Below are 25,632 nucleotides of genomic sequence, written 5' to 3'. Positions count from 1 at the left end.
CCTGCGGTCAGGTGGCGCTGCGCTCGTCCGCCCCCATCGCGCCCAGGACGGCCTCGCGGGTGTCCGTGGTACCGGTGATCTGTGCCTCGCCGACACCGTCGATGAGCATCTGCCGCCAGGCGGCCGGGTCGAACTCCATCGGCGTGGTCGAGGCGATGAACTCCTCGACGACCCGCAGGAAGCGGATCGGATCGTCGTGGAACGGGAAGTGACCGCTGCCCTCGAAGATCTCCAGCCGCGAGTCCGGCAGCGCCGAGTGCGCGAGATAGGCGTGGCTGACCGGGATGACCGCGTCGCGCTCGCCCCAGATGATCTGGACCGGGAGCCGCGCGGTGAGATAACAGCGGTCGAGCATGGTGACCACCTGGCCCCGCCAGTCGACCACCGCGCGCAGGGTGCGCAGGAACGCCTCGCGCGCCGTCGGGTCGGGCAGGTCACTGAGTACCCGCACCAGGTCGGGGGCGTCGTGGAAGATCGCGATCGACTTGAACGGGCCGCGGTAGAGCTGGTCGACGACCTTGCCGGCGAGTGCGAGCGCCTGCGTACAGCCCGGGACCTGCAGCAGCCGCAGCGCCTGGTTGGCCACCGGCAGTGCCGCGAACCGCAGTGCCGGGTTGACGTCCTTGGTGACCCCGCCCGGAGCGACCAGGATCAGGCGCTCGACCATCTGCGGGAACTGGTACGCGAACTGCAGCGCCACCCCGCCGCCGAGGGAATGTCCGACCACGGTGGCCCGGTCGAAGCCGAACACCGTGAGCAGGTCCCGCATGCCGTTCGCGTACGCGGCGATCGAGTAGTCGGCGCGCGGCTTGTCCGATCGTCCGTGTCCGAGCAGGTCGGGCGCGATGACGGTGAAGTTCTTCGCGAGGTGGGGGATGACCTCGTTCCACGTCGAGGAGTTGTCCCCGATTCCGTGGATGAGCAGCAGCGGCGGACCGTCACCGGCGACGCGGACCGCCCTGCGGTAGCCGTGGACGGTCCGGAAGACGAGGCGAGGTTCGGTGTCGGGCACCGTGCGCAAGGTGCGCTTTCGTCCTGCACTCATGTCGACTCCTGTCGCCGGTCGGTCCGACTGTCCTCGGACCGACCCACCGAGCTAATGATTTGGACGATCGTATAGTTCGGGTTCCCTCCGCGCGGGGTAACTGTAAAACGGAATCACTGACCCTGCTCGGTACCGCCGTCCTTGCCCTCCTGGCCGAGCTCCGCCAGGAACTTCTCGAACTCCGCACCGAGTTCGTCGCCGCTGGGGAGTTCCGCATCGCCGGCCAGCAGTGTGGACTGCTGCTCCTGCGCCGCGACGTAGCTGTCGTACTGGCGCTCGAGCGCCTGCACGACGGACTGGACCTCGTCGTTCCCGGTGATCTGCGCGTCCACCTGTTCGCGCACCCGGGCGGCGGCCTCGCCGAGGGCTGCCAGCGGCAGCTCCAGATCGGCGATCTCGCCGAGATTCTCGAGCAGGGTCTCCGCCGCGGCCGGGTAGTCGGCCTGCGCGAGGTAGTGCGGCACGTGCACCGAGTACCCCATCGACTCGTGTCCGTGCTGGGCCATCCGCAGCTCGAGCAGGGCCGAGGCGCTGCCCGGAATCTGCAGTTCGCCCGACCAGCTCTGGTTCTCCCCGATCAGGTCCTTGTTGGACGAGTGGGCGGTCACCCCGAGCGGTCGGGTGTGCGGCACGGCCATCGGGATCGCGCCGAGCGAGATGGTCCGGCGCACCCCCAGCTGCTCCGCGAGTAGTCGCACCGCGGTGGTGAACCGCTCCCACTTCAGGTCGGGTTCGAGCCCCGCGAGCAGCAGGAACGGCGTTCCGGCCGTGTCTTTGAGCGCATAGAGGGCGAGCTCCGGCTCGTCGTAGTCGGAGAAGTGGTCGGCCTTGAAGGTCATCGTCGGTCGACGCGAGCGGTAGTCGATCAGCTCGTCGACCGCGAACGACGCGACCAGTTCGGATTCGAGGCTCTCACGCAGGTGGGTGGTGGCGAGCTTGACCGCGTGCCCGGCGTCGGAGAAACCTTCCAGCCCGTGCACGAGTACCGGCCCGCGTCCGTCGCTCGCAGAGACCTGCGGCGCCGGGAACTCGAGCTCGTACATCCTCGACTGATCGTCCATCGTGACCCCTTCGCATACTTCGTTCCCGTCCAGTGTCCCTCACCGGCCGAGGAGGCGTGCACCCCGTCACACCCATGCCCGTTACTGGGAAAACATGGCATGCGGCGGCGTTCATTCCCGATCCGTGATGATTGCGCCGACAGCGAAACGGCCAGGCCGGTGCGGAAGTTCCCGGAGCCGGGAGGCGACACCTGGACCCGGCCTGCGGTGGCCCTGGCCGGCGTGGTGGCACAGTGGGGGAGGTACGCCCTGTGAGCACTGGAGGACTGACGTTGAAACGCCGCACCCTGGTCGCCGGTCTCGCCGCGCTCACCCTGTCGCTGGCCGGGTGTTCGTCGTCGGTGTCCGGTGTCGCGGAGCCTGCCGCGTCGGCGGAGGGGACGAGCGCCCGGATCGCCGCGTCGCTGGACTCGATGCTGCTGACCCCCGCCGACTTCCCGCCCCCCTACCAGGCGATTGTGCTCTCACCCCAGGCCGTCGCGCAGGCCGCCGCGGACCTGGGCGGCATCCCCGCGGGCGCCAAGGTGGATCCGGCCGGCTGCAAGCCGCCCACCCAGGACTACGGACCGGACTCCACCGCGATGATCGTCGGCACCGACAACGACAAGCGGGCCACGGTCACCGTCGAACTGACCCGAGTCGACCGCCCGCTCGCGACCAGGACCGCGGAGATAGGGCAGTGCCTCGACGTGACCACCACCAAGGACGGCGCGACAGCTCACGTCACCACCAAGATTCTGCCCGGTCCGCCGATCGCCGCGGACGGCACGATGGCGATGCGGCAGACGGTCACCTCCGGCGAGGCCGGCGCCGAGGTGAAGCAGTCGATGCTCACCCTCGTCGGGCAGGTCGCGGACGTGCGGGTGTCGGCGACGTACATGTCGTTCGGCGCGGGCAAGCCGGACTCGGCGACGCTCGACCAGGTGTTCACCGAAGCGGTGCAGAAGGTCCGCGCGGCCTGAATTGTCCAGGCCCGCCGTGGGTCTGTGGACACCGTCGCCGGTCCATCCACAGGCGCCCGTGTCGGCCCAGGAACGGTGTGCGGGCGTGACGGTGGGTCGTCGCACTGTTCGTGCATGGCAACCATGCACCCCGACCCGATCCCCGACGCGCACGGCCCGGTCCGGATCAGTGACCCCGGCGACCTGATCGCGGCAGTTCCCGCACTCCTCGGGTTCCGTCCGCGCCGCTCGCTCGTCGTCGTCTGCCTCGGCGGCGACGAACCGTCGGTCGTGCGGGCGGTGATGCGCCACGATCTGCCGGACCGCGGAGTCGGCCCCGCCGATCGTGAGGGGGTGGACCGGATGGCACTCGTGTGCGGGCGCGAGCAGGTCGACTCGGTCGTCGCGGTGGTCGTCGACGAACGCACCAACCGGCGCGGTACCCACAACGCGCTGGTCGACGAACTCGGGGCCTGCCTCGCCGAGCACGGCATCCCGATGATCGGCGCACACGTGCTCGGCGAGGTCACCGCTGGGCGGCGGTGGCGAGGCCTGCTCGGCGACCCGCGACAAGGCGTGCTGCCCGATCCGGACGCCTCGGCGGTGGCGCTCGCGCAGGTGCTCTGCGGCAGGGCGATCAGGGGGTCTCGGGAGGAACTGGAGGCGATTCTCGAACCGGGCCCGGCCCGCGACCGGCAGCGGCTGGTGACCCTGATCCTCCGCGCCCACGACAGGGCCGCCGCGCCCACGGCGCCGACGCAGCGCGAGACGCTCGACTTCGTGCTCGGCCGGATCGCGGACCTCGCGTCGGCGGTGGCACCCACCGACGACGACATCGCAGACCTGGCCGTTGCACTTGCCGACGTCCGGGTTCGGGACGCCCTCCTCTGCCTCGCCGTCACCGACGAGGCCGACGCCGCCGAGCAGTTGTGGATCGCGCTGGCCCGGGCGCTCCCGGACCCCGACCGTGCGGAGGCAGCCGCGCTGTTCGGGTTCAGCGCCTACGCCAGGGGTGACGGTCCGATGGCCGGGGTCGCTTTCGCGGCCGCGCTCCTCGCGAACCCTGACCATCGGCTCGCGGCCCTGCTCGACGACGCACTGCAGAAGGGGATCAGGCCCGAGTCGGTGTGCGATCTCGCGACCACGGGCCGCGAGATCGCCGCGCAGATCGGCGTGCGGATGCCACCGCGGGTGCGATGGTGACCGCCTCGCCGCGGGCCGTCGGGCGATCAGCGGAAGTCGTTGTGCGCGATGATCTCCGCCACCAGGGCCGCGGTCGGGAAGTCTGTCATGACGACGCCGGTGCGACCGCGGCCCGCTCCTGTCAGGTAGTCCAGTGCCCGCGCGTTCATGCCGGTGACGCCGAGCGCGCCGTCGGCGATCGTGACCGGGAGCGCACCACTCACGATGGCGCCGGGATCCGGTACGCCGGTGGCACTGAGGTGGTTGACGTACAGCGTCTTCGGTGCTCCGGCGCGGGCGCGGTCGAACTGGGCGCGGGCCTCGTCCCACTTCCGCGTGACGTCGGCGAGGCCCGACAGCACGTAGTCGTCCTGGATGTCCATCCGGCTGCCGCCCCACTGTGGTCCGAACGCGGTGGTCGCCGTGAAGTCCTGCAGGATGACGATCCTGCCGCGGGCCTGGCCGAGGGTCGGGATCGCTCCGTCGTACCCGGCGGGCGGGGTCCACAGGTGTTCGCGCAGCAGATCGCGGGTTTCAGGATTGTCGTGGACGTACCAATCCAGGGTGTCCTCGTAGGAACGCGTGTTCTCGGCCTCGGTGGACTCACTCTTCATCCGCATCAGCACCGTCTCGGTCGGATTCGCGCGGAGGAAGTCGGCGACCTCGCGGACCACGTCGGTGAAGTTGGCGTGCAGGTATTCGGGGCCGTGGTGGATCGAGAACGCGTCTCGGAAGTGTCGGGTCCTGATGTCGAGGGCACGCACCCCCGCATCCAGCTGCTGGGGGAGGGAGGCGTCCTGGGTCTGCGAGACGATCGTGGCCCCGGCGGTCATGGTGTCGTGGGTGCCGGGAATCGACAGCGAGGCCAGGCTCGCGCCGTCGGGCAGCCGCCTCATCCAGTCGGGATCGTGCGCGCCGGCGAGCCGGTCGCCGGCCGAGGACCCCGCCGATCCGGTCGAGCCTGCCGACGAGGCCGCAGCCTGCGGCGCGGACACCAGGGCCAGCGGTGCCAGCAGCAGCGCCGCGATCAGGAGGGCGCGCGGGGATCTGCGACGGGTGGGGGAGGGCGCCATGGAACGTACCTTTGCCGAGGACGGATGCGGACCGTCCGCCGGCGATCGTGCGGATCGCTCGACGGACGGCCTGCAGCATCGCACGGCGCGGCGGTCGTGCGGACTGCTTCGGCGAAGGAACCGTCAGTCGCGACGGGCCGCGTGCGAGCGGTCGCCGAGCTCCTGGAGGTACGTCCACGCGTCGGCCACGATCACGTCCAGGTCGGTGCGCTCGGGCCGCCAGCCGAGCTCGGCGATCGCCTTCTCGCTCGACGCCACCAGGACCGCGGGATCGCCCGCGCGGCGGGGCGCGTCCTGCACCGCGATCGGCAGCCCGGTGACCCGTTGGCATGCCGAAATGACCTCGCGCACACTGAAACCGGCGCCACTGCCCAGGTTGTAGATGCTGTGCACACCCGACGTCGCCTGCGTCAGCGCGAGCAGATGTGCCTCGGCCAGATCCAGGACGTGGATGTAGTCACGCACCGCGGTGCCGTCCGGAGTCGGCCAGTCGGTACCGAACACCGAGATCTGCTCGCGCTGACCGAGTGCCACCTGGAGCACCAGCGGGATGAGATGCGTTTCCACGACGCGGTTCTCGCCGGCGCCGCGGTACGCTCCCGCGACGTTGAAGTACCGCAGGCTGGTCGCGGCCAGGCCGTACGCGTTCGCGTACGAGGTGATGGCGTGGTCGATGGCGAGCTTGGTCGCCCCGTACGGATTGGTCGGCCGGGTCGGGTCGTCCTCCGTGATCGGGGTCCGCTCCGGTTCGCCGTAGGTCGCGGCGGTCGACGAGAACACCAGCTTCGGGGTACCGGACGTCCGCATCGCCTCCAACAGCGCGAGCGTGGTGACCACGTTTCCGCGCCAGTACTTTTCGGGCTCGACGACCGACTCGCCGACGAGCGACTGCGCCGCGAAGTGCAGCACGCCGTCGAAGCGGGGACCGGACGAGCCGTCGCCCAGAACGGAGCCCGCCAGTGCGGCGACGTCGCCCTCGACGAACTCCGCGCCCGCCGGGACGGCCTCGGCGTTGCCCGTCGACAGGTCGTCCACGACCACGACCTCGTGGCCCCGCTCGACCAGGACCGTCGCACACACGCTGCCCACATAACCGGCGCCGCCGGTGACCAGAAGTCGCATGCGCCGCTAGATCTTCTTGACCTGGACCGCGTGGGCCAGTTCCTCGGGAAGATCGATACCGGTGTGGCCGGACGCGGTGATGGTCACCCAGCCCGGCTTCGTCTCCACGGTCACGCGCGCGTCCGGAACCACGCCCGCCTCGCGGAGCCGGCCGATGATGTCCGGATCGGACTGCACATGCTCGGCCAGCCGACGCACGACCACCGCGGTCGGGGTGCCCGGGGGCACGTCGGTGAGCCGGATCAGCGTCTCGCCGTTGTCCGTCGGGCGCTTGAGCCCCAACTGCGCGAGCCCGGGAATCGGGTTGCCGTACGGCGAGGTGGTCGGGTTGTCGAGCACCTCGACCAGCCGCCGCTCGACCTCCTCGCTCATCACGTGCTCCCAGCGGCACGCCTCCGCGTGTACCTGGTCCCAGTCGAGGCCGATCACGTCGACCAGCAACCGCTCGGCGAGCCGGTGCTTGCGCATCACGGCGACCGCCAGGTCACGCCCCTTGTCCGTCAGCTCCAGGTGCCGGTCGCCCGCGACGAGCAGCAGCCCGTCGCGCTCCATCCGGGCCACCGTCTGGCTCACGGTCGGTCCGCTCTGCTCGAGTCGCTCGGCGATCCGAGCGCGCAGCGGAACAACGCCTTCTTCTTCAAGGTCGTAGATCGTCCGGAGGTACATCTCCGTGGTGTCGACCAGATCCTTCACGCTCACGCCCCTTCGTCTCGCCCGATTCTACCTAGATGTGTCCTCGAATCGGCGCGCCACTCGCGCGGCGCCACCCCACAGCCGTCAACACCGTCCGCCGCTCGCGCGTTCCCCGCACCCGCCAGTAGCGTGAGTCCATGACCGTGATGTCCAGTCCCAGCCCCGGCGGTCTACGCCGCGGCGCCGACGGGGTCGTCGTGTGGAGCCCGGAGTACCTCGACTACCGGTGGAGCGCCGACCATCCGATGAATCCCACCCGCCTCGACCTGACGATGTCGCTGGCGCGCGGGCTCGGGCTGATCGAGGGGGCGGAGGTCGTCCGGCCCGAGCCCGCGAGCGATGCCGACCTGCTGCGCATCCACACCCCGGCGTACATCGCCGCGGTGAAGGCGGCAGGAGGCGGGCCGGTGCAGGGTCTCGCCGACGCTCGCGCCGAGGGCGACCAGGCTCCGCACGGCCTCGGCAGCGAGGACAACCCGATCTTCCCACGCATGCACGAGGCCAGTGCGATCCTCGCGGGCGGCTCGCTCGCCGCGGCCCGGGAGATCGCCGCGGGCCGGGCCCGTCGGGCGGTCAGCATCGGCGGTGGGATGCACCACGCGATGGCGGACTGGGCCTCCGGGTTCTGTGTGTACAACGACGCGGCCATCGCCATTTCGTGGCTGCTGGACAACGGGTTCGACCGCATCGCCTACATCGACGTCGACGCCCACCACGGCGACGGCGTCCAGCACGCCTTCCTCGGCGACCCGCGGGTGCTGACCGTCTCGATCCACCAGCATCCCGCGACGCTGTGGCCGAACACGGGATGGGCCAGTGAGGTCGGGTCGGGTCCGGGGGAGGGCACCTCGATCAACCTCCCGGTGCTGCCCGGGACCGTGGACTCGGTGTGGCTCAGGGCCTTTCACGCCGTCGTGCCTGGGGCGGTCGCCGCGTTCAAGCCGCAGATCGTGATCAGCCAGTGCGGGGTCGACAGCCATCGCGAGGACCCCTTGGCCGATCTGAGCCTGACCGTGGACGGCCAACGGGCCGCGTTCCTCGCCATGCGCGACCTCGCCGACCGGTACGCGGAGGGCCGGTGGATCGCGGTCGGGGGTGGCGGGTACGGGCTGGTGCGGGTGGTGCCACGGGCCTGGACCCATCTGATCGCCGTCGCCCTGGATCGGGAAGTCGCTCCCACACAGCCGATCCCGGCACCGTGGCGGGACCGAGTCGCCGCGATGGCGCCGAGCGTCGACCTGCCCTCGACGATGAGTGACGGCGGCGACGCGACCTACCTGCCGTGGGACGGACCGGGCGGCACGCCCGAGACCGGCACCGAAGTCCTCGACCGCGCGCTCGTGCGGGTGGACGCGGCGATCGCCGCGACCCGCCGGGCGTGCTACCCGTTGCTCGGCATGGACCCGGAGGACCCCCGTGACTGAACCCGTTGCACCCGATTCGGCGCCGCAGGCACCGGTTCCCGAATCGACTCCGGGGCCGTCGTTCCCCGCGCACTGGCTGGCGGACGTGCTCGCCGCCGACGGCGGAGCGGTGCACCTGCGGCCGATCCGTCCGGAGGACGCCGACAAGCTGGTCGCGTTCCACGCCAAGCTGTCCGAACGGACCCGTTACCTGCGCTACTTCGGGCCGTACCCAACCATGTCGAACCGGGATCTGGTGCGGTTCACCACGGTCGACCACCGCGACCGGGTCGCCTTCGTCGCGGTCCTCGGGGACGAGATCATCGCGGTGGGGCGGTACGAACGACTGCTCGACGTCGGGGACGGCAAGTCGGCGGAGGTCGCGTTCGTCGTCGCGGACGCGCACCAGGGCCGGGGCCTGGGCCCGATCCTGCTCGAGCATCTCGCGGGCGCGGCCGCGGAGAACGGTCTGACGATGTTCGTGGCGGAGGTGCTCGCCGAGAACCGCAACATGGTCAGCGTGTTCCGGGAGGCGGGGTACCAGGTCAGCCGCAGCTTCGAGGGGGGCGTGCTGCGGCTCGAGTTCGCGATCGATCCCACCGAGGCGCTGCTGACGGTCCGCAACGCGCGCGAGCGGGCCACCGAGGCACGCAGCGTGCGCAACCTCCTGAGCCCGCAATCGGTGGCGGTGATCGGCGCGTCCTCCGACCCGGCGAAGGTCGGAAACGCCGTGCTCCGGAACCTGCTCGGCGCCGGTTTCACCGGACCCGTGTACCCGGTCAACGCCGAACACCGGTCGGTGCGCGGAGTCCGCGCGTACACCTCCGTCCGCGACATCCCCGACGACGTCGACCTCGCGGTGGTCGCCGTGCCCGCGGAGTCGATCGACGCGGTCCTCGACGACTGCCTCGCCAAGGGCGTCAAGGCGCTCGTCGTCCTCTCTTCCGGGTTCAGCGAGACCGGCCCCGACGGTGTCGCCTCCGAGCGCCGGCTCGTGCACGCCGCCCGCGCGCACGGCATGCGGCTGGTCGGACCGAACGCGCTCGGTGTCGCCAACACCACACCCGCGGTGCAGTTGAACGCGACGCTGGCCCCGGTGCTCCCGCATCCGGGCAAGGTCGGGTTCTTCTGCCAGTCCGGCGCCCTGGGCATCGCGATCCTCGACGAGGCCGCCCGGCGCCGGCTCGGCCTGTCCACGTTCGTCTCCGCCGGCAACCGCGCCGACGTCTCGGGCAACGACCTGCTGCAGTACTGGGACACCGACCCCGAGACCGAGGTAGTGCTGCTGTACCTGGAGTCGTTCGGCAACCCGCGCAAGTTCTCCCGGATCGCGCGCCGCGTCGCCCGCACCAAACCGATCGTCGCCGTCAAGTCCGGTCGGCACGCCGTCCCGCCCGCGCTCAAGGCCACCGGCGTCGAGATCGACGACTCCATCGTCTCCGACCTGTTCGAGCAGGCCGGTGTCATCCAGGTCGGGTCGATCGCCCAACTCTTCGACTGCGCAGTCATGTTCGGCTACCAGCCGCTGCCCGCGGGGCCGCGCCTCGCCGTCGTCGGGAACTCCTCCGCACTCGGACTGCTCGCCGCCGACGCCGCCCGCTCCGAAGGTCTCGTCGTCGGTGACCTCGTCGACCTCGGACCGCAGGCCACTCCCGACCAGTTCGCCGGGGCCGTCAGCGCCGCGATCGAGGATCCCGAGACGGACTCGGTGATCGTGGTGTTCGTCCCGCCGGTCGCGATGGACCCGGAGCCGTACGCGAAGGCGTTGCGCGCCGCTGCCCGCGACTACGACAAGCCGATCGTCACGACCTTCCTTGCCGCCGAAGGTATTCCGGACGTGCTTGCCGTGCTCGGTCCCGACGGCAACCCGGCCCGCGGGTCGGTGCCCTCCTATCCGGGCCCGGAACGCGCCGCCCTCGCGCTGGCCCGGTCCTGGCGGTACGCACAGTGGCGGGAGAAGCCCGCCTCGAATGTCGTGCGGCCGGAGCAGATCGACACCGACCGCGCCCGGCGCCTCGTGCACGGCTGGCTCGGCGCGGCCGGAGAGGGCCGCTGGCTCACCGACTTCGAGGCCGCCGAACTGCTCGCCTGCTACGGCGTCGGTATCGCGCAGTTCGCGTCGGCCTCCGACGAGGAACAGGCGGTCGCCGCCGCCGAGGCACTCGGCTACCCGGTCGTCGTGAAGGCGACCCGCGAACAGTGGCGGCACCGGCCGGACCTCGGCGGTGTCCGCCTGGACCTGGACACCGCCGACGGGGTGCGCCGGGCCTACCGCGACCTCGCGGCCGCGTCCGGGGATCCGCTGTTGTACGTGCAGAAGATGGCGACGAAGGGCATCGGCTGCGTCGTCGGCATGCAGGACGACCCGTCGTTCGGCTCGCTGATCTCGTTCGGTCTCGGGGGGCTGATCTCCGGGCTGCTCGGCGATCGGGCCTACCGGGTGCTCCCGCTCACCGAGGACGAGGCCGCCGAACTGATCGACGCCCCGAAGGCCGCGCCGCTGCTGTCCGGGTACCGCAGCGCCCCGCCCGTCGACAAGGCCGCGCTCGTCGACCTCGTGCAGCGGATCTCCGCGCTCGGTGACGACCTGCCCGAGGTCCGGGAACTCGTGTGCGAGCCGGTACTGGCCAGCGCGACCGGCGCCGAGATCACCGATGCGCGAGTCCGTATCGGCCCCGAGCCCAGTCCCGTCGATCTCGGCCCGCGTCGGCTGCGGTAGTTCGAGGCAGGTAACGGCGGCTGAACGTAAGTGCGCCGGCCGATCCGGCTCCTGAGGGGGGGAGGAACCTGGTGGATCGACCGGCGCGCTGGGTGGACCGTGGACGGGGTGTCCGTCAGTCCACCGGCTCGGGGTGCGAGTTCAGCTGGCGTATGAACGCAGGCGGTCGGCCCGCTCGCCCTGACGCAGCTTGCCCATCACCTCGCGCTCTATCTGGCGGACCCGCTCGCGGGAGAGTCCGAAGATCTTGCCGATCTGGTCGAGCGTGCGGGGCTGGCCGTCGTCGAGGCCGTACCGCAGCCGGATCACCTGCTGTTCGCGCTCGTCGAGCGTGGACAGCACGCTGCGGATGTCGCTGTGCAGGAGCCCGGCGATGACCGCGTTCTCCGCCGAGGTGGCCTCGGAGTCCTCGATGAAGTCACCGAGCGGCGCCTCCTCGTCGCTGCCGACCGGCATGTCCAGGCTCACCGGGTCACGGCTGTGGTCGAGCAGGTCGGCGATCTTCGCGACCGGGATGCCCGACTCGCTCGACAACTCGTCGTCGGTGGCCTCGCGGCCGAGCTGCTGATGCAGCTCGCGCTTGATCCGGGCCAGCTTGTTGACCTGCTCGACGAGGTGGACTGGCAGCCGGATGGTCCGGGACTGGTCGGCCATGCCGCGGGTGATCGCCTGGCGGATCCACCAGGTGGCGTAGGTCGAGAACTTGAAGCCCTTGGCGTAGTCGAACTTCTCCATCGCGCGGATCAGCCCCAGGTTGCCCTCCTGGATCAGGTCCAGCAGCGGCATGCCCCGGCCGGTGTAGCGCTTCGCGAGCGACACCACGAGCCGCAGGTTGGCCTCGAGTAGGTGGCTGCGCGCGGACTGCCCCTCCCGGATCACGGTCGCCAGGTCGCGCTTCTTGGCGGCGGTCAGCCGCTTGCCGGTCTCGAGCACATGCGCCGCGTACAGGCCCGCCTCGATCCGCTTCGCGAGCTCGACCTCGTCCGCGGCGGTCAGCAGCGCGGTGCGGCCGATCCCGTTCAGGTAGACGCGGACCAGGTCCGCAGCGGGGCTCTGGGCATCCAGATCCTCGGCGCTGGGACGCGCTCGGTGGGTCGTCGTGGGGCTCGTCATGACCTGCCTCCTCATCGGTGGTGTCTCATATGGCTCAACGCCACACCACCGGCCAAAGTTCCCGGGCGACCTGCGTCACAATGCGCTTGACCTGCGCATATGCCAAAGCAGTCCTGAGAAGTTACTGAGAAGACACCGGGCTGGGAACGAGCCCGCGACTACCCGGCCGGCGCGAGATCGGCAGGCAACACCAGCCCGTGCCGAACCAGGGAGTGCACCAGCGGCACCGATGCCGCGACGAGCCGCTCGGCGCCCTCGCCGTGCGCGGCGGCGAGCAGCTCGACCAGCTCGTTCAACGCGAGGCCCTCGGCACGCATTCCGCCCAGCAGCGCCGCGGCCAGGTCGTCCACCTCGTGCTGCCAGGCGGGTCCGTCACCGCGGTGCAGCCGCGCGACCACCTGGCGCCAGCCCTCGTCGCCCGGCAGGTAGACCCGTTCGAGCGCGGTGGACGCGGCCACCACGAACTGGTTCTCGAGCACGTCACGCTCGCGCAGCCACGCGACCCGGTCGAAGTAGCCGAGCGCCTCGTCGCCGAGAGGATCGCTGTAGCCGTGCCGCAGGTCCTCGGCCAGCACGTCGCTGGCCTCGTCGGTGCGGCGCAGGTAGACGAAGCCGAACCCGATGCCCTCGACGTCGTTCTCGGCGAAGTGCGACAGCCATGCCTCGGCCTGCGCGGCGGTCGCGGGATCCCGCGGGTCGAGACCGGCGTCGCGCATCCAGGTGCCCACGTACAGGGCGGGATCGGCGACGTCGCGCTGCACGATCCAGGCGTCCACCCCGTGCGCCGGCAGCCACGACGCGACCCGGGAGCGCCAGTCGTCGCCGTCGACGTGCAGCCAGGACGCCAGCATCGAGGCGGTCCCGCCGGGCTCGAGATGGTCGACCGCCCGGGAGATCATCAGCTCGCTGGCGCCGTCGAGGTCGAGACCGGAGTCCCGGTAGGTGTGCTCGACCCGCGCCCGGCCCACCACGAACGGCGGGTTCGCGACCACGCGGTCGAAACGCCTGCCCGCGACGGGCTCGAACCACGGGCCGGCGTGCAGTTCGACCTCGACCTCGTTGAGGGCGAAGGTCGCGGCGGACAGGTCGAGGGCGCGCAGGTTGATGTCGGTGGCGGTCACCGACTGCGCGTAGCCGGCCGCGTGCAGGGCCTGGATGCCGCAGCCGGTGCCGATGTCGAGGACCGAGCCGGTGGCGGCGGTCGGCGTGCCCCGCAGCAGGGAGAGCGACGCGTGGCCCACCCCGAGCACGTGGTCGGGTGCCGTCGTGCGCGGCCGCATGCTGCCGTCGAGGTCGGAGAGCACCCAGTAGTTGCCCCGGCCCAGGTCCATCGGCCGCAGGTCGAGTGCGGCGCGCACGAGCGCGCCGTCGCGTTCGAGCAGTCCGGCGGCGACCGCGTGGTCGAGGTCCACCGGCGCGAGCGCGGCCGCGACGTCGGTTACGGGGCAGTCGTCGCCGAGCAGGAACAGTCGGGCCAGCAGCCCCAGTTCGCCGGCATCGCGGGTGGCGCGACGGACCGGAACGGGCTCGCCACGGCCCAGCGCCGCGTGCGCGTCGTCGCCGAGCGCGTCGAGCAGGGCGTCGGCGGTGTACTCGGTTCGATGCAGGGCCTCGCGCAGCGGGCCGCAGAGGGAGAGCAGTTCGCGGTTCACGCGGACAGTCTTGCAGGCGGAGTGGATTCAGCCCTCGATCGTGCGCCGACCGGGTGAATCGATCGCCGGACGAGTCGGCCGCTCGGGGTCGTAGCGGCGGGGCTCGTCGGATCGGCGCGGCGGACGGTCGTTGGCGATCAGGACCGCGATCCACGGCAGCGGGATGGACACACCGATGATCGCGAGGCTGATGAGGGCGTTGTGCCACTCGCCGTACGCGAGGGCGGCGAGCACGAGGGCGGGGATGCGGATCGCCATCAGGATCGTGTACTTGCGGATCCGGGCGCGCTGCTGCTCCTCGAAGGACTGCGCCGCGTCGGTGATGAGGATCGGGTTCCGGGACGCGTCGTCCGACTCGTCTTCGTGGTGGAATCCCGAACCTGGTGCCATGCCTCCACCATTCCACTCGAGGTCGGCGAATGCACTACCGGGTCTCGCCGAAGGAGCCCGGAATGCGTCATCATGGACGGGTGAGCACTGTGACCAAGGAACGTCCCGACACCACGACCGACGAGTCGACCGACGACGACGCCCCGAAATTCTTCCACTACGTGAAGAAGAACAAGATCGCCGAGAGCGCGGTCATGGGCACCCATGTCGTTGCCCTCTGCGGTGAGGTGTTCCCCGTGACCAAGTCCGCCAAGCCGGGTTCGCCGGTGTGCCCCGAGTGCAAGAAGATCTACGAGGGGTTGCGCCCCGGCGAGTGAATCCGCGCCGGCGCCGGTGATGACGCCACCGGCCCGTCGTCGGTGTCGTCGGCGGGTGCCGCGTCGAACTCGGGCGTGTCCTCGGTCTCGGGCGCTTCGTGTCGACCTCGCTCCGGACCGGTGATGCGGATCGGCGCCGTCGCCAGCCTGCGGGTGAGGTTCGTCACGGTCCCGATCGGTGCGGTGACCGGCGTGCCGGTCGCGGCCTGCGCGGCCAGCCACTCGCGCATCTGCTCGATTCGGGTGGCCCGGGCGGGCCAGAACTCCTGGATGGTCGCGTTGAACTCGGCGCCGAGCACCACCGCGAAGCCGAGGAAGAACGTGAACAGCAGGAAGGCGATCGGCGTCGCCAGCGCCCCGTACGTGTAGCCGGTCCCGGTGACCCAGGTCAGGTACCGGCGCAGGATGGCGCTGGCCGCCATGAAGAAGACCCCCGCCAGCAGTGAACCGCCGAGCAGGCGATGCCACGGCAGCGACTTGGGCAGGGCGACCTTGTAGAGCGTGGTCAACCCGACGATCAGCAGCAGGCCGACGGCGGGGTAGTAGAACGTGTCCACCGCCTGCGAGCCCACCGCGTGCCAGGACTCCGGCAGCACCCGGCCGATGAGGGTCGGTCCGAGCGCGACCAGCGGCAACACGAACACCGACACGATCAGGAACATCACGTACAGCAGCAGGGCGAAGATCCGCTGCCAGACCGGATGCCGGGCGTCCTTCTGCCCGTGTGCCTCGACGATCGAGTCGACGAACGTCGAGATCGCCGACGACCCCGCCCACAGCGAGAGCAGGAATCCCGCCGAGACGATCTCCGGTCTGCCGCGGCCGAGCACGTCGTTGACGGTCGGCGAGATGATCTGGTCGACCACGTTCTCGCTGAACGCAGTGCGGCTGAAGGTGATGATCTTCGACTCGATGATGTTGACGGTGTTCGGACCGAACCAGCCGCCGACGTATCCGATGGAGCCGAGCAGGCCGAGCAGCAGCGGGGGCAGCGACAGCGTCTGCCAGAACGCCGCGGTCGCGGCCTTGCCGAAGATCGAGTCCCCCCAGGCCTTGCCCGCGGTGCGGGTGACCACGCGCCACGCCGTGCGCAGGGGGCGAAATTCGCGTGCGCGGGAGGGGGTGGCGGGCCCGGATTCGGCCTCGGGCGCGTCGACCGGTGGCTCGGGCACGGCATCGGGTTGGCCGACCGGCACGGCGGACGATTCGCCCGCGTGCTGCCCCTGGATCGGCTCACTCATGATGCGTCCAGCATCCCTGACCGCCCGCGCCGCGCCACCACCGTGGTGTCCGTGTCGGCGAAACTGTGTCGCGGCCGACGCTGCGACAAGGCTCACCGACGGGTCGCTGGATGCGGAGAAGGTCGGCCCTCAGGGTTAGGCTCGTCGGCGGAGCGAGCCCGCGCAGCGACCGTGCACATCGGTGCGCGGCGCCGGCGGCCCGGACGGTATCGGACCACGACAGCGGTCGAGTAAGGAGCGGAAGCGACAGTGCTCACGGGTAATTCCGAACAGACACCCCCCGCACCCGTCGCCACCCTCCGAGCGTGGCAGCGCCGCGCCCTCGCGAAGTATCTGGCGACCAAACCGCGAGACTTCCTCGCGGTGGCCACCCCGGGTGCGGGTAAGACCACCTTCGCGCTGCGGGTCGCAGCCGAGCTGCTCGGCGATCGCACCGTCGACCAGGTGACGGTGGTCGCGCCGACCGAACACCTCAAACACCAGTGGGCCGAGTCGGCCGCGCGCCTCGGCATCGCGCTGGACTCGAACTTCTCGAACTCCACCGGCCAGACCTCCGCCGACTACCACGGCGTCGTCGTCACCTACGCCCAGGTGGCCTCGCATCCGGCCCGGCACCGGGTGCGCACCGAGAACCGGCGCACCCTGGTGATCCTCGACGAGATCCACCACGGCGGCGACGCCAAGAGCTGGGGCGACGCGATCCGGGAGGCCTACGACCCGGCCACCCGGCGCCTGGCGCTGACCGGAACGCCGTTCCGCAGCGACGACAGCGCCATTCCGTTCGTGCAGTACGAGCCGGACCGTGAGGGACTGCTGCGGTCCAAGGCCGACCACGCCTACGGCTATTCCGACGCGCTCGCGGACGGCGTCGTGCGGCCGGTGGTGTTCCTGGCCTACTCGGGCGAGGCCCGCTGGCGCACCAACGCCGGCGAGGAGTTCAGCGCCCGGCTCGGCGAACCGCTGAACGCCGAGCAGACCGCGCGGGCCTGGCGCACCGCCCTCGACCCGAGTGGCGACTGGATTCCCGCCGTGCTGACAGCCGCGAACACCCGGCTCGCGCAGTTGCGGACCGGCGGTATGCCGGACGCGGGCGGTCTGGTCATCGCCACGGATCAGACGGTGGCCCGCGCGTACGCGAAGATCCTCGAGACGATCACCGGACGCCCGCCGACGGTGGTCCTGTCCGACGACCCGACCGCCTCGAAGCGGATCGCCGAGTTCAGCTCGAACACCGACCCGTGGATGGTGGCGGTGCGGATGGTGTCCGAGGGCGTCGACGTCCCGCGTCTGGCGGTCGGCGTCTACGCGACCAGTGCCTCGACGCCGCTGTACTTCGCGCAGGCGATCGGCCGGTTCGTGCGGTCGCGGGCGAAGGGCGAGACCGCGAGCGTCTTCGTGCCGTCCGTGCCGGTGTTGCTCGACCTGGCCAGCCAGCTCGAGGTCCAGCGCGACCACGTGCTCGGCAAGCCGCACCGGGAGAAGGACGGTCTCGACGACGAGCTGCTGGTCGACGCGAACAAGCAGAAGGACGAGGCCGGTGAGGAGGAGAAGGCGTTCACCTCGCTCGGTGCGGACGCCGAACTCGACCAGGTGATCTACGACGGCTCCTCGTTCGGTACCGCGACCTTCGCCGGCAGCGACGAGGAGGCCGACTACCTGGGACTGCCCGGCTTGCTCGATGCCGACCAGATGCGGGCCCTGCTTCGGGAACGGCAGTCCAGCCAGCTCGAGAAGCAGGCTCCGCCGCCGGTGGCCGCGCCGGCCGCGGTCGCGGACCGGGTGGCCTCGGCGACCAAGCTCGCCGAGCTGCGCAAGGAACTCAACGGGTTGGTGGCGATGAACCATCACCGCACCGGAAAGCCGCACGGCTGGATTCACGGTGAGCTGCGGCGGGTGTGCGGGGGACCGCCGACGGCGATCGCGACGGTGGAACAGCTCACGGAGCGGATCGCCACGCTGCGGCGGTGGTAGACGCCGGACGTGGCAGACGACGGAGAGCCCGCACCGGAATCGGTGCGGGCTCTCTGCGATCGTTCTCGGGGACCTCGGTCGGGTCGCCCGGTACTTGCTGACGGCCTAGATCGTCACGTCGTCGATGGCGCCGGACACGATGGTGGCGTTCATCTCACGGAGTCGATCCTCGTGCTCGTTGGCATGGTGCTGGCAGAAGAGAAGCTCTCCACCAGAGGTGAGCACCGCGCGGACGCGGGCACCTGCACCGCACCGGTCGCACCGGTCGGCTGCGGTCAACGGGGGGCTGGTCAGTGTTCCGGGCATGACTCCTCCGTACTGGCTTCCGGTGCGAGCCGGTTGCCTGGGGCCTGGTCCGCCGCGTCGGAATGGCGCGGTGGATCCACTCTGTCAGACGTTTGGCATTCGAGAGTTGTTCCCGTCGGCGTTTCTTTGTGGTTTCACTAACAACGAACACCGCGAACCGGGTGACGCAGATCACGTTCCCGATGCCGGATAGCCTGCGGGGGTGAGCGATCCGATCTTGGTGCACATGTGCACGGCCGACCAGTGGGAGCGGGCACGGGTGACCGGTCGCCGCGTCCCGGAGACCTTCGCCGCGGACGGGTTCGTGCATCTGTCGACGACCGCCCAGGTGCACCTGCCCGCCAACAGGCACTTCGCCGGGCGCACCGATCTGGTGCTGCTGTACCTCGATCCGTCCCGGCTCGACGCCGAACTCCGCTGGGAACCCGGAGTGCCGACGGATCCGGCGTCGATGCGGTTTCCACATCTGTACGGGCCGCTGCCCGCCGCCGCTGTCGTCGCGGCCGTGCCGTACCGGCCGGGCCCCGACGGCGCGTTCGGCGCCCCTCGGATTCGGTGACCTCCGACCGGACAGTCGTGACAGCGCTACCGTTGAGACATGAACGTGGAAGTGACCCCACTACCGGGAATCGGTGTCCGCAAGGACTTCGAGCTGACCACCGGGCGCCGGGTGGGCGTGGTGACGCTGCGCGACGGTGGTACCGACCTCATCATCTCCAAGAAGGACGACCCCGACGCCTGCATGGCGTCGGTGCGGCTCACCGACGACGAGGCGGCGGTGCTCGGCAACCTGCTGGGAGCGCCGCAACTGGTCGCGCAGCTGCGCGAGGAACACCGGGACCTGCCCGGTATCACCACCCGGCAGTTGCCGATCACCGAGGACTCGCCGTTCGACGGCCGGACCCTGGGCGAGACGGCGATGCGCACCCGCACCGGTGTCTCCGTGGTCGCGGTGATGCGCGCCGGCCAGGTGTACCCGTCACCGAACCCCGACTTCAACCTCACCGAGGGCGATCTGCTGGTCGCCGTCGGCACCTCGGACGGACTCGACGGCGCGGCGAAGATCCTGCACCACGGATGACCCGGCCGGCGCCGGGCGCACGGCGCGGCCCCGACCCGGCAGTCGGAGGCGCTCATGGATAGCACCGCGCTCGCGCTGCTGGAACTGGGCGCGGTGTTCTTCACCCTCGGTGTGCTCGGACGACTCGCCGGCCGCATCGGTATGTCGCCGGTGCCGCTGTACCTGGTCGGTGGACTCTGCTTCGGCGAGGGCGGCTTCATCCAACTCGGTGACATCGGCGCATTCGGGCACGTGGCCAGCGAGATCGGGGTGGTGCTCCTGCTCCTGCTCCTCGGGCTCGAGTACACCGCGTCGGAACTGGTCACCGGGATGCGGAAGTCGTGGATGGCCGGTGTGGTGGACCTCGTGCTCAATGCCGCGCCCGGCGCCGCGGTGGCGCTGATGCTCGGCTGGGGTCCGGTCGGGGCGCTGGTGATGGCGGGCGTCACCTACATCTCGTCGTCCGGCATCATCGCGAAGGTGCTCGCGGACCTGGGCCGACTCGGCAACCGCGAGACGCCGGTGGTGCTCTCGATCCTGGTCTTCGAGGACCTCACGATGGCCGTCTACCTGCCGATCCTGACGGCGATCCTCGCCGGTGTGGGGGTGTTCGGCGGTCTCAAGGCCATGGCGATCTCGTTGCTGGTCCTTGCGGTGGTGCTGCTCGTGGCGCTGCGGTACGGCCACCACGTCTCGGCGATCGTCGACAGCAAGGACAAGGAGGTGTTCCTGCTCAAGCTGCTCGGCGCGGCGTTGTTGGTGGCGGGATTCGCCTCGGCGCTGCAGGTGTCGGCCGCCGTCGGCGCCTTCCTGCTCGGTATCGCGATCTCGGGCTCGACCGCCCGCAATGCCACCCAGATCCTCGAGCCGCTGCGGGACCTGTTCGCCGCGATGTTCTTCGTGGTGTTCGGGCTGAACACCGATCCGGGCACCATCCCGCCGGTGCTCGCGTGGGCGGTGCTGCTGGCGGTGGCCACGACGGTGACGAAGATGCTGACCGGTATCTGGGCTGCCCGCCGGCAGCGGGTCGCCCGGATGGGCCAGGCCCGCGCCGGTGCCGCACTGGTCGCGCGCGGGGAGTTCTCCATCGTCATCGCGGGGCTTGCCGTCTCGGCAGGCGCGGTCGAGGGGGAGCTGGCCGCGCTGGCGACGGCGTACGTGCTGCTGATGGCGGTGCTCGGACCGGTCGCCGCCCGGGTGGTCGAGCCGCTGGCCGGGCTGGTGTTGCGGCCCGCGCCGCCCGCGGGCGCCGCGCCCGTCGCCGCCGAGGAGTGACCCGACGGAGGATGCCCCGCCACCGAGACGGTGACGGGGCATCCGGGTAGGGGAGAACCGGGAAACTAGTCCAGGTAGTCCCGAAGCACCTGCGAACGCGACGGGTGCCGCAACTTCGACATGGTCTTCGACTCGATCTGCCGGATCCGCTCACGCGTGACGCCGTAGACCTGGCCGATCTCGTCTAAAGTGCGCGGCTGGCCGTCGGTGAGGCCGAACCGCAGCCGCACCACGCCTGCCTCGCGCTCGGAGAGCGTCTCGAGCACCGATTGCAGCTGGTCCTGCAGCAGGGTGAAGCTCACCGCGTCCACGGCCACGACGGCCTCGGAGTCCTCGATGAAGTCGCCGAGCTGGCTGTCGCCCTCGTCGCCGATGGTCTGGTCGAGAGAAATCGGCTCGCGCGCGTACTGCTGGATCTCCAGCACCTTCTCCGGCGTGATGTCCATTTCCTTGGCGAGCTCCTCCGGCGTGGGCTCGCGGCCCAGGTCCTGGAGCAGCTCGCGCTGGATGCGACCGAGCTTGTTGATGACCTCGACCATGTGCACCGGGATGCGGATGGTGCGGGCCTGGTCGGCCATGGCGCGGGTGATGGCCTGGCGGATCCACCAGGTGGCGTACGTGGAGAACTTGTAGCCCTTGGTGTAGTCGAACTTCTCGACCGCGCGGATCAGGCCGAGGTTGCCCTCCTGGATGAGGTCCAGGAACGCCATGCCACGGCCGGTGTAGCGCTTGGCCAGCGAGACCACGAGTCGCAGGTTGGCCTCGAGCAGGTGGTTCTTCGCCCGGTTGCCGTCGCGGCAGATCCAGTTCATGTCGCGGCGCTGGGCGACGGGAAGCTTCTCGCCCTTCTCGGCGTGCTCGGCCATCAGCTGCGTGGCGTACAGGCCGGCCTCGATGCGCTTGGCGAGTTCGACCTCCTCCTCGGCGTTGAGGAGGGCGACCTTGCCGATCTGCTTGAGGTACGCGCGAACCGAGTCTGCGGAGGCGGTGAGCTCGGCGTCCTTGCGGGCCTGACGCAGCGCCTCGGACTCCTCCTCGTCCCACACGAAGTCGCCGGAGGCCTTGTCCTTCTCGGACGGCTCCTCGGCGGCGGTCTCCTCCTCGTCCTCGCCGACGGCGACGACCTCGACGACCTCGTCGGTCAGATCGCCTTCGGGGACCTCGAGGTCCGCCATGTCGGCTTCGTCGACACCCTCGTCCATCGCGTCGGGATCGGCGGCCTTGCTGGTGGCCTTCTTGGCCGGGGCCTTCTTCGCCGCGGTCTTCTTGGCGGGAGCCTTCTTCGCCACGGCCTTCTTCGCGGGAGCCTTCTTGGCGGGGGTCTTCTTGGCGGGAGCCTTCTTCGCCGCGGCCTTCTTCGCGGGGGCGGTGCCGGTGGTCGCCGCCGATTCGGTGCTCGGTTCGGCGGTCTGACTTGTTTCGGTGGCGGCCACGTACGCCCTTTCGTGACGGAGTCGTGCGGCGTCACGCCAGAGTTATTCCGGCGGAGAGGTCAGTTGAGTTTGGCCGGCTTGGACGTCGGCCTCACCATTGTAACTATCGCCGAGGGTGCTCATGCCCCGATGCTGGTCTGAGCGGCGAGTGCGGCGCCGACGATGCCCGCCGTGTTCCGCAGCGACGCCGCCACGACGGGTGTCCGATTGGTCAGGTGCGGGATCCACTTGTCGGCCTTGCGACTGATTCCGCCGCCCGCGACGAACAGGTCCGGCCACAGCAGGTCCTCGATCCGGGTGAGCACCCGGGACACCTCCTTCGACCACTCCTTGTACGACCAGTCGTGCCGCTCCTTGGCCGCCGAGGAGGCTCGGTGCTCGGCCTCCTGGCCGCTGACCTCCATGTGCCCGAACTCGGTGTTCGGCAGCAGCACGCCGTGGTTGAGGATCGCGGAACCGATCCCGGTCCCGAAGGTCAGCAGGACGACGACGCCGTCGACGTCCTTGCCCGCGCCGTACCGGTCCTCCGCGATGCCCGCGGCATCGGCGTCGTTGAGGACCGTCACCGGCCGGCCGCCGAGGGCGGTGCCGAACAGGGCGCACGCGTCGGTGCCGATCCAGGACTTGTCGATGTTGGCGGCCGTCCGGGCGACCCCCGCGGTCACCACCGCCGGCAGCGTCAGGCCGACCGGGCCGTCCCAGCGCGCCTGGGTGACGATCTCCCTGACCGTGGCCGCGATGGCCTCCGGGGTGGACGGCTGCGGCGTCAGGATCTTGATCCGCTCACCGACGAGGGCGCCGGTGTCGAGGTCGACGACGCCACCCTTGACGCCGCTGCCGCCGACGTCGATGCCGAAGCCCCGGCGCGTCGCCCCCGACGCCGTCTCGGCCGTGCGTTCCGATGACTGTTCGATCGTCGAGTCCGCCATACGGTCACGATAGTGGCTGGGGGCGCTGCGGGCCGCGATCTCGTCAGGCACCATGGGGCGTGCCGCTTTTCGAGAATCACCCCGCCCTCAGCGATCTCGTCGACACCGGTTCGGACGTGCCGGCGGACGACCCACGCGCACTGCGCGCGGTGGCCGTCGCCGTCGCCGTCGCCGCGGCCCGGCACGTGGCCACCCGCCGCCCCGAGGTCTTCGGTCCGGTCGGCGACGGCGGGCCTGCGGGCGCGGCGGCAGGGGAGGCGGTCGCGACGAAGTCCACCCCGACCGACCCCGTGACGGTGGTGGACACCGAGACCGAGGACCTGATCCGCGCCCTGCTGGGACGGTTGCGACCCGACGACGCGATCCTCGGCGAGGAGGGTGGCGGCGAGGCGGGCCGCACGAACGGGGTGCGATGGATCGTCGACCCCATCGACGGCACCGTGAACTTCCTCTACGGGGTGCCCGCCTTCGCGGTCTCGGTGGCGGCACAGATCGACGGTGAGTCGGTCGCCGGTGCCGTCGTCGATGTCGCCGCCGGTGCCGTGTACTCGGCGGCGCGCGGTCACGGCGCCGTGCTGCACGAGGCCGTCGGGGGAGCACACCGGCTGCGGTGCAACCCGGTGTCCGAGGTCTCGATGTCGTTGCTGGCCACCGGTTTCGGGTACGGACGTGACCGCAGGCTCCGGCAGGGGGCGCTCATCGCTGGTGTGCTGCCGCGGGTGCGCGACATCCGGCGGATCGGGTCGGCGGCGCTGGACCTGTGCATGGTCGCGTCGGGTCGGGTCGACGCGCATTTCGAGCACGGACTGAGCCCGTGGGACTGGGCGGCCGGCGCCTTGATCGCGGCCGAGGCGGGCGCGGTGCTCCGATTGCCGAGCCCGGACACGATGAGCGCCGCGGGTGCGGTGGTGGTGGCCGCGGCGCCGGGCATCGCGGCCGAACTCGACGCGATGTTCGCCGAGTTGGGCGTGCTCGACCCGATCCCGGACTGAATCGGTCCGCCTGGCGTCGCCTCAGCAGCGAACGGTGCGGGCCGCCTTCAGCAGGCCGAGGTCGACCGGGGCGCCGCTGCCGGCGCTGCCGGGCGCGGTGTTCTTCAGCGAGGCCAGCACCTCCTCGGCGTCGGTGTTCGGCTTGAGCTCGCCGAGCGAGAACGTGCCGAGCGCGAGGTCGACGGTGTCGTCGGTGCGATCGTCCTTGATCAGCTGGGCGCACGGTGCGATGAGCCACACCGAACTCGCGGCGGCGAGGCCGTTCGCCCCGAATCTGATCTGTCCCTGGCACTGCATGTTCTGGTCGACGTAGACGGGGTCGTTGCCCGCCTGCACGTCCGGCGGTGCCGCGAACCCGTAGTCGCTGAGCTGGGACGCCACGTGCACGGCCTGGCCGCGTTCGCCGTTCGCGTTGAAGACTCGGACCTTGGTCGCGGCGAGCGGCGCCGGCTCGACCTCGAGCAGTGTCGACGACGAGACCGGGGTGCCCAATGGTTGGGGTGCGGGGTCGCCCGGGTCGAGCGGCTTCGACGTCGAGGGTGGATTGCAGTCCACCGGGGCCGACAGCTTGTCGGGCTTGGTCAGGATTTGAAACCACACCACGGCGCCGAGCACCGCGAGGACGCAGATCAACGCGATCACCGGCAGGACGCGCCGGTGCGGGAACGGCCGGCCGTTGTCGTCGGTGGAGCGACCCTCGGTGATCAGTGAAACCACGATTCGTCCTGACCTCTCGGTGTTCGGGGCGGGTCTGCTGACGCAGGTGCGCTCAGCGTAGAGAAGGACAGCCTAGAGACGTGTGTGCCGGGCCTCGGGCAGGGGATGGGCGCGTCGCGCGGCGGGCTCGCCCGATCGTCGACAAATTGAGGCCGGACGCCCGGAATGTCTCGGTTGGCGCCGACGTTTGTGACGATTGTCAGACGGTTTTCGAGGAACGGCAAATTCGACAGCGACATTTTCGCCGAGTTCGGCTATTGTCTGGCGGCCCGATGGTGACAGAACGCGAGTCCCGGAGGTGTCCAAGTTGCGGAGAATGTGGTGTGGATCATATTTTCCGTCGCTAACTTGCGGGCACCATTTCGCGCTCTGGCACGTTGTGAAGCCACACGGCTGATGGGGCGGCGCGTCCACCGGGCGTGGGGACGGGGACAGTTGACAAGAGAGGACGAGGGGAAGACGAGATGGCAACCGACTACGACGCACCGAGGCGTTCGGAATCCGATGAAGTGTCGGAGGATTCGCTGGAGGAGTTGAAGGCGCGCCGCAACGAGGCGCAGTCCGCGGTCGTCGACGTCGACGAGTCGGACACCGCGGAGTCCTTCGAACTGCCCGGTGCCGATCTGTCCGGCGAGGAACTGTCGGTGCGGGTCGTGCCGAAGCAGGCCGACGAGTTCACCTGCTCGAGCTGCTTCCTGGTCCATCACAGGAGCAGGCTCGCCAGCGACGCCAACGGCGTGATGATCTGCATGGACTGCGCTGCCTGACGGCAGCGACGACGAAACAACGATCGCGGATCGAACGGTGTACGGCCGGGTCCGATGGGGTCCGACCCGGCTGGACCACGGTCCCGGCCCCCTGATCTACCGCACTACAGACACCGGTGCGCGGCCTGCATGCAGGCCGCGCACCCGCCTGTGTAGTGGTTTGTCCACCAGGTGAGGTCCGGTCGAGCGCGGCGGCCCGCGCGGCCGGGCCGCGGGTTCATGACAACCAC

The 25,632-nt window shown here is 70.4% G+C and carries 24 protein-coding genes; 11 read left to right on the top strand and 13 right to left on the bottom strand.

The genetic code is table 11. The features are described 5' to 3' along the window. Nucleotides 1–7 precede the first annotated feature (7 nt). Both ACFVH2_RS23290 and ACFVH2_RS23285 read right to left on the bottom strand, forming a co-directional pair. Nucleotides 8–1,045 (bottom strand): alpha/beta fold hydrolase, encoded by a 1,038-nt coding sequence (locus ACFVH2_RS23290; protein WP_378427419.1) that lies wholly within the window; start codon nucleotides 1,043–1,045, stop codon nucleotides 8–10. Nucleotides 1,046–1,158: 113 nt separating this feature from the next. Beyond that, nucleotides 1,159–2,106, bottom strand: a complete 948-nt coding sequence (locus ACFVH2_RS23285; protein WP_378427417.1) for a proteasome assembly chaperone family protein — start codon at nucleotides 2,104–2,106, stop codon at nucleotides 1,159–1,161. Nucleotides 2,107–2,357: 251 nt separating this feature from the next. Here ACFVH2_RS23285 and ACFVH2_RS23280 point away from each other — a divergent pair, with 251 nt between their 5' ends. After that, complete coding sequence (locus ACFVH2_RS23280) at nucleotides 2,358–3,068, top strand: sensor domain-containing protein (RefSeq protein ID WP_378427415.1); 711 nt, start codon at nucleotides 2,358–2,360, stop codon at nucleotides 3,066–3,068. Nucleotides 3,069–3,182: 114 nt separating this feature from the next. Next, on the top strand, nucleotides 3,183–4,250 hold the full coding sequence (locus ACFVH2_RS23275; protein ID WP_378427413.1) for a DUF4192 domain-containing protein: 1,068 nt from the start codon (nucleotides 3,183–3,185) through the stop codon (nucleotides 4,248–4,250). Between the two features lie 26 nt (nucleotides 4,251–4,276). Here the strand turns inward: ACFVH2_RS23275 and ACFVH2_RS23270 are convergent, their stop codons facing one another. The 3 genes from ACFVH2_RS23270 to ACFVH2_RS23260 form a co-directional block, all read right to left on the bottom strand. Then, nucleotides 4,277–5,302 (bottom strand): phosphatidylinositol-specific phospholipase C, encoded by a 1,026-nt coding sequence (locus tag ACFVH2_RS23270; RefSeq protein ID WP_378427411.1) that lies wholly within the window; start codon nucleotides 5,300–5,302, stop codon nucleotides 4,277–4,279. A 123-nt stretch (nucleotides 5,303–5,425) separates the two neighbouring features. Further along, nucleotides 5,426–6,424, bottom strand: coding sequence for a UDP-glucose 4-epimerase GalE (gene galE / locus ACFVH2_RS23265; RefSeq protein WP_378427410.1), 999 nt, complete (start codon nucleotides 6,422–6,424; stop codon nucleotides 5,426–5,428). Nucleotides 6,425–6,430: 6 nt separating this feature from the next. After that, nucleotides 6,431–7,117: an iron dependent repressor, metal binding and dimerization domain protein gene (locus ACFVH2_RS23260; protein ID WP_378427507.1), complete on the bottom strand. Its 687-nt coding sequence runs from the start codon at nucleotides 7,115–7,117 to the stop codon at nucleotides 6,431–6,433. Nucleotides 7,118–7,254: 137 nt separating this feature from the next. On the opposite strand from ACFVH2_RS23260, the gene ACFVH2_RS23255 reads away from it, so the two are divergent. Continuing rightward, nucleotides 7,255–8,541 (top strand): acetoin utilization protein AcuC, encoded by a 1,287-nt coding sequence (locus ACFVH2_RS23255; RefSeq protein ID WP_378427408.1) that lies wholly within the window; start codon nucleotides 7,255–7,257, stop codon nucleotides 8,539–8,541. A 76-nt stretch (nucleotides 8,542–8,617) separates the two neighbouring features. Continuing rightward, on the top strand, nucleotides 8,618–11,239 hold the full coding sequence (locus ACFVH2_RS23250) for a GNAT family N-acetyltransferase (RefSeq protein WP_378427505.1): 2,622 nt from the start codon (nucleotides 8,618–8,620) through the stop codon (nucleotides 11,237–11,239). 141 nt (nucleotides 11,240–11,380) lie between these two features. Here ACFVH2_RS23250 and ACFVH2_RS23245 read toward each other — a convergent pair whose 3' ends face one another. From ACFVH2_RS23245 to ACFVH2_RS23235, 3 genes are all read right to left on the bottom strand, one after another. After that, nucleotides 11,381–12,352: a sigma-70 family RNA polymerase sigma factor gene (locus ACFVH2_RS23245; protein ID WP_378427406.1), complete on the bottom strand. Its 972-nt coding sequence runs from the start codon at nucleotides 12,350–12,352 to the stop codon at nucleotides 11,381–11,383. A gap of 158 nt (nucleotides 12,353–12,510) precedes the next feature. After that, complete coding sequence (locus ACFVH2_RS23240; RefSeq protein WP_378427404.1) at nucleotides 12,511–14,004, bottom strand: methyltransferase; 1,494 nt, start codon at nucleotides 14,002–14,004, stop codon at nucleotides 12,511–12,513. A gap of 27 nt (nucleotides 14,005–14,031) precedes the next feature. Further along, nucleotides 14,032–14,394, bottom strand: a complete 363-nt coding sequence (locus tag ACFVH2_RS23235) for a DUF3099 domain-containing protein (protein WP_378427402.1) — start codon at nucleotides 14,392–14,394, stop codon at nucleotides 14,032–14,034. An 80-nt stretch (nucleotides 14,395–14,474) separates the two neighbouring features. Here ACFVH2_RS23235 and ACFVH2_RS23230 point away from each other — a divergent pair, with 80 nt between their 5' ends. Further along, nucleotides 14,475–14,711, top strand: a complete 237-nt coding sequence (locus ACFVH2_RS23230) for a DUF3039 domain-containing protein (protein ID WP_378427400.1) — start codon at nucleotides 14,475–14,477, stop codon at nucleotides 14,709–14,711. Here ACFVH2_RS23230 and ACFVH2_RS23225 read toward each other — a convergent pair. Then, a complete protein-coding gene (locus tag ACFVH2_RS23225; RefSeq protein ID WP_378427503.1) occupies nucleotides 14,684–15,787 on the bottom strand; it encodes a YihY/virulence factor BrkB family protein in 1,104 nt (367 codons plus the stop codon). The two genes, ACFVH2_RS23230 and ACFVH2_RS23225, sit on opposite strands and share 28 nt — an antisense overlap. A 414-nt stretch (nucleotides 15,788–16,201) precedes the next feature. Here ACFVH2_RS23225 and ACFVH2_RS23220 point away from each other — a divergent pair, with 414 nt between their 5' ends. Further along, on the top strand, nucleotides 16,202–17,923 hold the full coding sequence (locus ACFVH2_RS23220; RefSeq protein ID WP_378427398.1) for a DEAD/DEAH box helicase: 1,722 nt from the start codon (nucleotides 16,202–16,204) through the stop codon (nucleotides 17,921–17,923). 105 nt (nucleotides 17,924–18,028) lie between these two features. Here the strand turns inward: ACFVH2_RS23220 and ACFVH2_RS23215 are convergent, their stop codons facing one another. Then, the gene (locus ACFVH2_RS23215; RefSeq protein WP_378427396.1) at nucleotides 18,029–18,229 is read right to left on the bottom strand and encodes a hypothetical protein; all 201 of its coding nucleotides are present in this window, start codon (nucleotides 18,227–18,229) and stop codon (nucleotides 18,029–18,031) included. 226 nt (nucleotides 18,230–18,455) lie between these two features. On the opposite strand from ACFVH2_RS23215, the gene ACFVH2_RS23210 reads away from it, so the two are divergent. The 3 genes from ACFVH2_RS23210 to ACFVH2_RS23200 are packed head-to-tail and all read left to right on the top strand — an operon-like array spanning nucleotide 18,456 to nucleotide 20,564. Next, nucleotides 18,456–18,788, top strand: coding sequence for a DUF952 domain-containing protein (locus tag ACFVH2_RS23210; protein ID WP_378427501.1), 333 nt, complete (start codon nucleotides 18,456–18,458; stop codon nucleotides 18,786–18,788). Between the two features lie 39 nt (nucleotides 18,789–18,827). After that, a complete protein-coding gene (locus tag ACFVH2_RS23205) occupies nucleotides 18,828–19,310 on the top strand; it encodes a cation:proton antiporter regulatory subunit (protein ID WP_378427394.1) in 483 nt (160 codons plus the stop codon). A gap of 54 nt (nucleotides 19,311–19,364) precedes the next feature. Further along, a complete protein-coding gene (locus tag ACFVH2_RS23200; protein WP_378427392.1) occupies nucleotides 19,365–20,564 on the top strand; it encodes a cation:proton antiporter in 1,200 nt (399 codons plus the stop codon). A 65-nt stretch (nucleotides 20,565–20,629) separates the two neighbouring features. On the opposite strand, the gene ACFVH2_RS23195 is transcribed toward ACFVH2_RS23200, so the two are convergent. Together ACFVH2_RS23195 and ppgK are read right to left on the bottom strand one after the other, a co-directional pair. Further along, entirely contained in the window at nucleotides 20,630–21,997 is a 1,368-nt protein-coding gene (locus ACFVH2_RS23195) for an RNA polymerase sigma factor (RefSeq protein WP_378427390.1), read from the bottom strand. 119 nt (nucleotides 21,998–22,116) lie between these two features. Continuing rightward, nucleotides 22,117–22,926: a polyphosphate--glucose phosphotransferase gene (gene ppgK / locus ACFVH2_RS23190; protein WP_378427388.1), complete on the bottom strand. Its 810-nt coding sequence runs from the start codon at nucleotides 22,924–22,926 to the stop codon at nucleotides 22,117–22,119. Between the two features lie 116 nt (nucleotides 22,927–23,042). Between ppgK and ACFVH2_RS23185 the strand changes: the two genes are divergently transcribed. Further along, nucleotides 23,043–23,918 (top strand): inositol monophosphatase family protein, encoded by an 876-nt coding sequence (locus ACFVH2_RS23185; RefSeq protein ID WP_378427499.1) that lies wholly within the window; start codon nucleotides 23,043–23,045, stop codon nucleotides 23,916–23,918. Between the two features lie 21 nt (nucleotides 23,919–23,939). Here ACFVH2_RS23185 and cei read toward each other — a convergent pair whose 3' ends face one another. Beyond that, nucleotides 23,940–24,635, bottom strand: coding sequence for an envelope integrity protein Cei (cei, locus tag ACFVH2_RS23180; RefSeq protein ID WP_378427386.1), 696 nt, complete (start codon nucleotides 24,633–24,635; stop codon nucleotides 23,940–23,942). Between the two features lie 464 nt (nucleotides 24,636–25,099). Between cei and ACFVH2_RS23175 the strand changes: the two genes are divergently transcribed. Further along, nucleotides 25,100–25,402, top strand: coding sequence for a DUF4193 domain-containing protein (locus ACFVH2_RS23175; protein ID WP_050066107.1), 303 nt, complete (start codon nucleotides 25,100–25,102; stop codon nucleotides 25,400–25,402). Nucleotides 25,403–25,632: the final 230 nt, after the last annotated feature.

This window comes from Rhodococcus sp. NPDC127527, from assembly GCF_042672245.1.
In the GTDB taxonomy this organism is placed as follows: Bacteria; Actinomycetota; Actinomycetes; order Mycobacteriales; family Mycobacteriaceae; genus Rhodococcus_G.
This window is presented reverse-complemented; position numbering and strand designations above follow the sequence as displayed.

Bases quoted from the DNA above. Each gene is read 5' to 3' on its own strand.
- ACFVH2_RS23290 (WP_378427419.1), bottom strand. From the start codon at position 1,045: ATGAGTGCAGGACGAAAGCGCACCTTGCGCACGGTGCCCGACACCGAA.
- ACFVH2_RS23285 (WP_378427417.1), bottom strand. From the start codon at position 2,106: ATGGACGATCAGTCGAGGATGTACGAGCTCGAGTTCCCGGCGCCGCAG.
- ACFVH2_RS23275 (WP_378427413.1), top strand. From the start codon at position 3,183: ATGGCAACCATGCACCCCGACCCGATCCCCGACGCGCACGGCCCGGTC.
- ACFVH2_RS23270 (WP_378427411.1), bottom strand. From the start codon at position 5,302: ATGGCGCCCTCCCCCACCCGTCGCAGATCCCCGCGCGCCCTCCTGATC.
- galE (WP_378427410.1), bottom strand. From the start codon at position 6,424: ATGCGACTTCTGGTCACCGGCGGCGCCGGTTATGTGGGCAGCGTGTGT.
- ACFVH2_RS23255 (WP_378427408.1), top strand. From the start codon at position 7,255: ATGACCGTGATGTCCAGTCCCAGCCCCGGCGGTCTACGCCGCGGCGCC.
- ACFVH2_RS23245 (WP_378427406.1), bottom strand. From the start codon at position 12,352: ATGACGAGCCCCACGACGACCCACCGAGCGCGTCCCAGCGCCGAGGAT.
- ACFVH2_RS23235 (WP_378427402.1), bottom strand. From the start codon at position 14,394: ATGGCACCAGGTTCGGGATTCCACCACGAAGACGAGTCGGACGACGCG.
- ACFVH2_RS23215 (WP_378427396.1), bottom strand. From the start codon at position 18,229: ATGCCCGGAACACTGACCAGCCCCCCGTTGACCGCAGCCGACCGGTGC.
- ACFVH2_RS23210 (WP_378427501.1), top strand. From the start codon at position 18,456: ATGTGCACGGCCGACCAGTGGGAGCGGGCACGGGTGACCGGTCGCCGC.
- ACFVH2_RS23205 (WP_378427394.1), top strand. From the start codon at position 18,828: ATGAACGTGGAAGTGACCCCACTACCGGGAATCGGTGTCCGCAAGGAC.
- ACFVH2_RS23200 (WP_378427392.1), top strand. From the start codon at position 19,365: ATGGATAGCACCGCGCTCGCGCTGCTGGAACTGGGCGCGGTGTTCTTC.
- ppgK (WP_378427388.1), bottom strand. From the start codon at position 22,926: ATGGCGGACTCGACGATCGAACAGTCATCGGAACGCACGGCCGAGACG.
- ACFVH2_RS23175 (WP_050066107.1), top strand. From the start codon at position 25,100: ATGGCAACCGACTACGACGCACCGAGGCGTTCGGAATCCGATGAAGTG.